Raw genomic sequence first — 8,431 nt, forward strand, 5'->3', positions numbered from 1 at the left:
CGTCACGCGCACATGGCGCGCGCCGGCCTGTTCCAGGCGCTGCGCGTCTTCGGGTGTTTGCGCCAGCACGGCCTCCAGGCCGGCCAGGGCCTCGCGCATCGCCTCGCCCATCCAGCCCGCCTGGCGCAGCGACGACGCCGAAAAGCGGGCGCTGACCAGGGCCATGGGCACGCCCTGCCGGCGGGCCTGCGCCAGCAGATTGGGCCATACCTCGCGTTCGATCAGCAGGCCGCAGCGTGGTGTATAGCGCTGCAGGAAACCGCGCACGGCATGGGGAAAATCGTAAGGCAGCCAGGTCTGGCGCAATTGGCCGGAGGCAAGCGCCGCCGGGAACAGGCGCGCGCCCTCGGCCTTGCCGGTAGCCGTCGTATGGGTCAGCAAGACCGGCAGGCCGCGATCCAGCAGCCCCTGCAACAGCGGCTGCGCCGCCCGGGTCTCGCCCAGGCTGACCGCATGCACCCATACCGGGGCGCGGGCAAACGGCACAGGGGCGGACGGGTCGGACCGCCCGAAGCGCGCCGCCGAGAAAATGCCCCATTCGCCACCGGCCCTGCGGGCACGCCGGGCCATCCATAGCCACACCAACGGGGCCGCCGCGTACAAAGCCAGGGTGTAAGCGCCGCGCCGCATGTCAGGCCGGCCCCGTGTCAGCTGGCGGCCAGCGCCTGGTCCACCGCGGCCAGCACGGCCTCGCGCGAGGGCGGCGCGCCACGATCGCCCAGGCTGGCGGTGTAGCTGGAGCCGATCAGCGGCGTGCGCACCGGCGTGGAAGCACGGTAAATACCCACGGTGGGCCGGCCCAGCGCGGCCGACAAATGCGTCAGGCCGCTATCCAGGCCCACCATGACGCGCGCGCCGGCCAACTGGCGGGCAATGGAGGTCAGATCCATGCGGGGCAGGACTTCCACGCCATCCAGGCCGGCCACCAGGGCCTGGGCACGCTCGGCTTCCTGCGCGTTGCCGGCCAGCAGGCGCAGCGTGCAGCCGGCGGCGCGCAAGCGGTCAAACACCGCGCGCCAGTCATCTTCGGGCCAGAGTTTGTCATCGCGGCTGGCCGACGGCATGATGACCGCATAGCCGTGGTCGGTATTCAGATGATGATGCGGTCGCGCGCATTCGCCCGACGCAGCCGCGCACGCCCTTGCCTGGGCCTGCGCCTGCTGCGCGAAGGCCTGCAGGCCGAAATCCGGCGGGCCACTATAGGTATAGCCGAACGCCTGTGCCGCCAGCATGCGCTGCCGGGTTACCGCGGGCTGCCAGAACTCGACCCGGTGGCGTTCCTGGTAGAACAGCGAGGCCAGCGGCTCGCGCGCGGAACGCCAGTCCAGCCCGTGGCGCACGCCGCGCGTCTGGCGCACCAGCCAGGCAGATTTCATCAGCGCCTGCATGTCCAGCACCACGTCGTACTGCACGGCGCGCAGACGCTCGGCCAGCGCGCGCCGCTCGGCCTTCACGGGCGCCGACCACCAGGCCTTGCGCCAGCGCCGGTGGGCCACCTTGATCACTTCGTGCACCGCCGGGTGCCAGCCGGGGATCTCGGCAAACGCCTCTTCGGCCACCCAGTCGATCACCGCACCGGGCACATGGCGTGCAATGTCGGAGATGGCTGGCAGCATATGGACCAGATCTCCGAGGGACGAGGTGCGGACGATGAGAATGCGGGTAGACATCGAATCAGAAAAAGGCCGGTTTCCGTGGACCTAGGACGCGAATGTACACCAAGCGTCCAGGGCGGCGGCCGTGAAAGCGGGGCTCGCGGAGCATCCCGCGGCAGTCATACCCCTCGCGTCCGGCGCGCCGGGACGGCGCGGTGCATAATGGGTTGAAACTGCTACGGAGTCTCGCGCATATATCTTTTGCCTACATATTTTTGCTTTATGATGCATGACTATCTGGTTTCGGCTGATCAGCCGCCTTGATTCGCGGGGGAACACGTGAGTTTTGTCCCCATTATTTTGTGCGGGGGAGCAGGCAGGCGCCTGTGGCCGGTATCCCGACAATTGCATCCCAAGCCCTTTATCCGCCTGGCTGACGGCCAAAGCCTGCTGCAAAAAGCATTTCTGCGCGCAGGCAGTTTACCGGACGTAGCCGAGATCGTATCAGTCACGAACCGCGACCTGTTCTTCAAGACAGAGGACGAATACCGTGAAACCGGCCTCGACGTAAAGCGCGGTTTCATCCTTGAGCCCGAGGGTCGCAACACCGCACCGGCGCTAGCCGCGGCCGCCCTGTCGGCAAAAGCCAGGCACGGCGAACAGGCTGTTCTGCTGGTGCTCAGCGCCGACCATCTCATATCCGATTCACAGGCTTTCGCCGCGGCCGTGGCCCAAGCCGTCGAACTGGCCAGGCAAGGCAAAGTGGTCACGTTCGGCATCAAGCCGGATTCTCCCGAAACGGGCTACGGCTACATCGAGGCGGACGGCACGGACGTGCTGCGCTTTGTCGAGAAACCCGATCTGCAAACGGCAACCGAGTACGTCAACAGCGGCCGCTATTCCTGGAATGCTGGAATTTTCTGCCTGACCGTGGCCACCGCGCTTCAAGAATTGCGAACACACGCCCCCCAGATCAGCCACCATGTCGCTGCCGCGCTCGACAAGGGCAGAACGATCGGCAACGACAGCGAATTCCAGATCGAACTGGATGCCGAGGCCTTCCATCAAGCCGAAGCCATTTCCATCGACTACGCCATCATGGAAAAAACCCGCCGCGCGGCGGTAATCACTTGCGATATCGGCTGGAGCGATATCGGCTCGTGGAGCGCGCTTGGCGACCTGGCGCAAGCCGATGCGCAGGGGAACAGCGTCGAAGGCCAGGTCGTGCTGCACGATGTCACGAACTGCTATATCCGCAGCGAAGCGCGCCTGGTTGGCGCAATAGGCCTGGACAATCTGATCATCATCGATACGCCCGACGCGTTGCTGGTGTCCGACAAGAATCGCACGCAGGATGTCAAGACCCTGGTCGGCCAGCTAAGGGCCAAGAGTCACGAAAGCTATATGCTGCATCGGACGGTGCATCGCCCCTGGGGTACTTACACCGTGCTGGAAGAAGGGCCCAACTTCAAGATCAAGCGTGTGGTCGTCAAGCCGGGCGCCTCATTGTCACTGCAAATGCATCAGCATCGCAGCGAGCACTGGGTGGTTGTCGACGGCCTGGCACGCGTAATCAATGGCGACAAGGAAATGCTGGTGGCCAGTAATGAATCCACCTTCATTCCCGCCGGCCACAAACACCGGCTCGAGAACCCCGGCGAAACCGACCTTGTATTAATCGAAGTGCAAAGTGGCGCCCATCTCAGTGAGAGCGACATCGTGAGATTCCAGGACATCTACGGTCGTTGCTGAAGCGAACGCGGCCTATTCATTTCATTTAGTCGGGCGCGTCGCCCGGTGTTCGATAGCCAAGGGGGTTTGCGTTTTGCCATCGCCAACCATCCTTGCACATGCGGTCTAATCCGTACCTGGCTTTCCAACCGAACACGTGCTCGGCCAGCGTGGCGTCAGCCCATGTCGCCGCAATGTCGCCGGGGCGCCGACCGACGATGCGATACGGAACACTTACCCCGTTGACCCTTTCGAAGGCCTTGACGAGCTCGAGCACACTGGCTCCCTGCCCTGTTCCCAGATTTACGGGCAGAAATCCGCTGCGGTTCGAACGATTCTGATAGTCGATGGCTCTTACGTGCCCTTCGGCGAGATCGCATACATGAACGTAGTCCCGGACACCCGTGCCGTCCAGCGTGGGGTAGTCGTTTCCAAACACGCTTAAACAGGACCGCGCCCTGATGGCAACTTGCGTGATATAGGGGAACAGGTTGTTCGGCTCACCATTAGGATCTTCGCCTATCATGCCGCTCTCATGAGCCGCGATGGGGTTGAAGTACCGCAGTGAAATGGCGGAAAACCCGGAATGCGCGAGGCAGATATCCTTGAGTATTTGCTCCACAGCGGCCTTGGACCACCCGTATGGATTGGTGGGCGCAATCGGCGCATCCTCGGTATAAGGCAAGGCTTGCGACGCTCCGTAAATCGTCGCGGATGAACTGAATACCAGGCGATGCACCCCCGCGGCCAGCATTGCTTCCAGCAGCCGCAGAGAACCCACGACATTATTGTCGTAGTATTTCAAGGGGTCGCGTACCGACTCGCCCACGGCCTTACTGGCAGCGAAATGCAGCACACACTGAATGGGCGTACCAGCTGACTGGTAACGGCGGAATAACGAATCGAGCGTGCCACGGTCCCGCACATCGCCCCGGACGATATCAATCGATTGGCCGGTGATGGCCTGCACACGCTCCAATGCCAGGGGAGAGCTGTTGGAAAAATTGTCCAGCACAACGGGGCAGTAACCCTTGCCGATCAGCTCGACAAGGGTATGGGTACCGATATAGCCGGCCCCACCTGTGACAAGTATCATCAATGCAGTAATTCCTGTTTGCTGCTGTTCTTCAGGTCGGCGCCAGGCGTTCACGCCGAGAAGCCGAATCCTGGCAACTGTAACCGTTTCATTGTCTGTGATGCCTCTGCTTTTTCAGCACCATCCACTTCGGCATGCGAAACAACACCAGCCGGCGGTACAGCACCACGTAGGTAACCGAGAAAGCCACCACGCAGATCATCAGCATGACGGGCATTTGCCAGAACAACACCGCCGGAATCACCGCCAGCGACGACAGCAGCCACAAATACGGAGAAGTCAGCGAATTGCGCCAGGTCATGTGGTGCGCCTCGCGCGAGCCCACCGCCCAGCGCACCACGCGCTTGTAGATCAGCATGTGCAGATGCACGCCGTCGGGCGCCCCGGGCGAACGCCCGCGCAGCCAGCGCTTGCGGTAAATGGAGAACAGCGTTTCGAAGATGGGGTAAATGCACAGCAGCAGCGGAAACCAGGCCGATACCTGGGGATGGCGCGCCAATAGCAGCACCGACAGTTCGCCGATCATGAAGCCCAGGAAGTACGCGCCGCCATCGCCCAGGAAAATGTGCCCGCGCGGGTAATTCCAGATCAGGAACCCCACCACGCCGCCCAGCATGCCCAAGGCCACGATCAGCAGCATGCGGTCGCCCAGGTAAAAACAGACGTAGGCGAACCCGGCGAAGATCATGGCCGACACCACGGCCGCCAGGCCGTTGTAGCCGTCGATGATATTCAGGGCGTTGGCAGCCCCGCTGATGGCCACCATGGTGAACACCAGGGACACCAGGCCGAATTGCAACAGCCAGTCCAGCCCGATGATGTCCACCCGGGTGACGGCCGCATCCAGCAGGAAATAGGCCAGCGCGCCGGACGCCATGGCCAGCAGCAGGCGCGTCAGCACCCGCACGCTTTTTGTCAGGTCTTCGGCCAGGCCGCCCAGGAAAGCCGGGGCGGCGGCCAGCATCAACAGCAGCAGTTCCGGCAGCTCTTGCGGTTCGCGCAAGGCTGCCACCAGACAGGTGGCGGCCATGGCCGCCACCAGCGACATGCCGCCGACACGGGGCACCGGCTTGGCGTGGTACTTCTGCACACCGTCGAGTTCGTAATCGGTGATCAGGCCGGTATGCCAGGAACGGCACCGCACGATCAGCGCAGTGAACACCAGCGAGGTGAGAAACGCTGTCAACAAATATTGCATATCAAGGCTACGTTAAGGAACCTGCGCTCGCGACAGGTCCGAGCGAATTGTATGGGTTTGGCCGACGCGTGGTGTTTCTGGATACGGGAATGGTCCGCAGATGTTAGCCATTTCGCTAAGCGGGGCGGGACAATCGCGGCACTCTTGCGGCCCGCACCCGCTCAGTTATACTCGCCCGGCAAATCGCTCTAGGCGGCGAGGCGGTTCCTCATTGGTACGTCCGGTAGTAAAGCTGCACGAAAGGCCGTTCTGGCTTGCGCAAGTTTCCTGCAAACCTGCACAGACAGACAGATTTTATTGCATTTATATTATTCTGTAGCATTTCAGCAGCAAATTGCTGCATTTTGCTGCCTCCGGCCCGGACGGCCTGTACATGACGCATTCCACTCTACGTTGTACCTCTACGCTGGCCGCAATCCTGGTTGCCCTGCTACCCATCCTGACGCTGACGGTGGGTGGCGGCAGCGGGTTGTTCTATGTGCTGTCGCTGGCCTGCCTGATCATCATCGCGGTCACGTCCGCGCCCCAGGCCTTGCTTTCCCTGCGCCCGTACCGCTGGCAAATACTGACGCTGTGCCTGCCACTGGTGGCCGCCTTGCTCAGCCAGTATTTCAACCACAGGTGGTCCGGCTCGGAAACCGAGCGCGGCATCCGCATCGCACTGGGCTACCCCCTGCTGCTGGCGGCTTTCCTGGTCATCGACCCGCAGCGCCTGCGCCGGGCGGCCTGGGCAGGGGCGATGGCAACCTGTCTGATCACCACCGGCATCGTGGCCTATCTGGCCGGTCCCGCGTTTGCGCGTCCGGTCACGCCGCAATTCAACGCCGTGGGCTATGGCAACCTGATGCTGCTGGTGACGGTGCTGCTCATCTACAGCCTGGGCTGGCACCTGACGCCCCGGCCCAAGGCCGAGCGCATCCTGAAAATAGTGGTGGCATCGCTGGGGCTGGCCGGCTTCGTGCTCACGCAGACACGCACGGGCTGGATGGCGATTCCGGTATTCGCGCTGATCGGCGTGGCGCTGGCAGGATGGCTGCGCCACCCCTGGCGCGCGCTGGCGGCGTTGCTGGGCATCGGGCTGGTGGCCCTGGCCATCGGCGCATCCAGCCCGGCGCTGCGCGAACGGGTTGTGAAGGGTGCGCAGGAAATCCAGCAATGCATCACCGTGAACCCCACCGCCAACACGTCGATGTGCATCCGCCTGCAATTGTGGACTTCGGCGTGGGACATGATCCAGCTCGATCCGTGGTCGGGCATCGGCGGCGGAACCAGCTTCAGCCACGCCTTGAAGGAACGCGCCGCGGCCGGCGAGGTGTCGGCCTATGTGGCGCGCGATTTCGGCGAGCCGCACAACGATATCCTGATGGCGCTGGTGACCTACGGCGTACCGGGCGGCGTGGCCCTGCTGGCGCTGTATTTCGTGCCCGCATGGCTGTTTGCGCGGCGCCTGGGCCAGCAAATGCCGCAGGCCCAGCGTGCCGCCGCGGCCATGGGGCTGGCGGTATGCCTGGGGTTCGCCGTGTTCGGCCTTACCGAACTCATGTTCCGCGGCATGCGATCCATCAGCCTGTACGTGATCCTGCTGGCCTTGTTCACCGCGCTGTCGGCGCCTGCCTCTAGCCAAAGCCGGAATTTAGGGCCAGAATAGGCCAAAAGCTGTTTGAAAAGGGTCTACAGGCTCGCAAGGAGACAGCCATGCGCATTGCCGATGCTCAATGGATTCCCTCCACCCCGCACCAGACCTGGGATGCCTTGATGGATCCCCAGGTACTGCAGAAGTGCCTGCCGGGATGCGTCAATCTGGAACGCCGCACGCCCACCGAATACGCGCTATCGCTGCAGGCGAACGTGGGAGGCGTGGAAGCCCATTACGAAGGCGAAGTCCTGCTTTCGGAACTGAATCCCCCTAGTACTTTTTCGCTGGCCTTCGAAGGCAAGAGCCAGACGGCCTGCCTGGCCATCGGTACCGCCCAGGTCACCCTGTCGCCCAAAGACGAAGGCACGCGCCTGGCCTATACCGTGGCCGCCATGGCGGGCGGCTCGCTGGGCAAGGTGGGCGAGCCGGTGCTGATAAAAGCCGGCGGCAAACTGGTGGAAAAGTTTTTCGCGGCCTTCATCGACCACATGGCCGCCCTGCCGCGCACGGCTCCGCCGCCGGAACCGGAACCGCCCCAGCGCGGCCTGGCCTCGTCGCGCTGGTCGTGGCTGGCGGTGGCCGCCGTGGTCATCGTCATTCTGGGATACCACGCGCTGTACAAATAGGTGATATCCCTAGGACGGCGGTGATATGCTTGCCGCCATGACGACCACGTCCCCCGCACCCGACGCCCCCTCCGAACCTGTCCGCTCACGACGCGACCTGCTGATGGCGATGGCGGGGGTGGCGGCCACGGTGGTGCTGGCCGCGTTCGATTCAACCATCGTCAGCACCACATTGCCGCGCGTGGCCGAAGCCCTGAACGGCATGGCCCTGTACGCCTGGGTGGGCACCGGCTATTTGCTGGCCACCGCCGCGTCCATTCTTATTTTCGGCCGCCTGGGCGACCTGTTCGGGCGCAAGCCGCTGATGCTGCTGTCGGTGTCCGTGATCGCGCTGGGTTCCATCGCCTGTGGGCTGGCGCAGTCCATGGAACAACTGATTGTTTTTCGCACCCTGCAGGGCATAGGCGGCGGCATGATGATCGCCACCGCTTTCGCGGCGCCAGCCGACCTGTTTCCCGACGCCAAAGAGCGCGTGCGCTGGCTGGCCCTGGTGTCGGCCGCCTTCGCCATGGCCAGCGGCGTGGGCCCGCTGCTGGGCGGCGCGGCCAC

The 8,431-nt window shown here is 63.6% G+C and carries 8 protein-coding genes; 4 read left to right on the top strand and 4 right to left on the bottom strand.

The features are described from left to right. On the bottom strand, window positions 1-630 hold a 630-nt coding region (locus tag LPZ50_RS17900; protein ID WP_329957679.1), incomplete at its 3' end, for a 3-deoxy-D-manno-octulosonic acid transferase. A 17-nt stretch (window positions 631-647) separates the two neighbouring features. Next, window positions 648-1,670 carry a lipopolysaccharide heptosyltransferase I gene (waaC, locus tag LPZ50_RS17905; RefSeq protein WP_230663223.1) on the bottom strand — a complete coding sequence of 341 codons (1,023 nt, stop codon included), beginning with the start codon at window positions 1,668-1,670 and terminating at the stop codon, window positions 648-650. A 264-nt stretch (window positions 1,671-1,934) separates the two neighbouring features. Between waaC and LPZ50_RS17910 the strand changes: the two genes are divergently transcribed. Further along, a complete protein-coding gene (locus LPZ50_RS17910; RefSeq protein WP_230663225.1) occupies window positions 1,935-3,347 on the top strand; it encodes a mannose-1-phosphate guanylyltransferase/mannose-6-phosphate isomerase in 1,413 nt (470 codons plus the stop codon). A gap of 25 nt (window positions 3,348-3,372) precedes the next feature. On the opposite strand, the gene galE is transcribed toward LPZ50_RS17910, so the two are convergent. Further along, window positions 3,373-4,422, bottom strand: coding sequence for a UDP-glucose 4-epimerase GalE (galE, locus tag LPZ50_RS17915; RefSeq protein ID WP_230663235.1), 1,050 nt, complete (start codon window positions 4,420-4,422; stop codon window positions 3,373-3,375). 88 nt (window positions 4,423-4,510) lie between these two features. Next, window positions 4,511-5,620, bottom strand: a complete 1,110-nt coding sequence (locus LPZ50_RS17920; RefSeq protein WP_230663227.1) for an MraY family glycosyltransferase — start codon at window positions 5,618-5,620, stop codon at window positions 4,511-4,513. Window positions 5,621-5,993: 373 nt separating this feature from the next. Here LPZ50_RS17920 and LPZ50_RS17925 point away from each other — a divergent pair, with 373 nt between their 5' ends. The 3 genes from LPZ50_RS17925 to LPZ50_RS17935 form a co-directional block, all read left to right on the top strand. After that, a complete protein-coding gene (locus tag LPZ50_RS17925; protein WP_230663229.1) occupies window positions 5,994-7,268 on the top strand; it encodes an O-antigen ligase family protein in 1,275 nt (424 codons plus the stop codon). A 47-nt stretch (window positions 7,269-7,315) separates the two neighbouring features. Further along, window positions 7,316-7,882 (top strand): CoxG family protein, encoded by a 567-nt coding sequence (locus LPZ50_RS17930; protein WP_230663231.1) that lies wholly within the window; start codon window positions 7,316-7,318, stop codon window positions 7,880-7,882. Window positions 7,883-7,919: 37 nt separating this feature from the next. Further along, window positions 7,920-8,431, top strand: a 512-nt coding sequence (locus LPZ50_RS17935; RefSeq protein ID WP_230663233.1) for an MFS transporter, incomplete at its 3' end; no start/stop codon positions are given.

Source organism: Bordetella petrii (assembly GCF_020991325.1).
In the GTDB taxonomy this organism is placed as follows: Bacteria; Pseudomonadota; Gammaproteobacteria; order Burkholderiales; family Burkholderiaceae_B; genus Bordetella_A; species Bordetella_A petrii_E.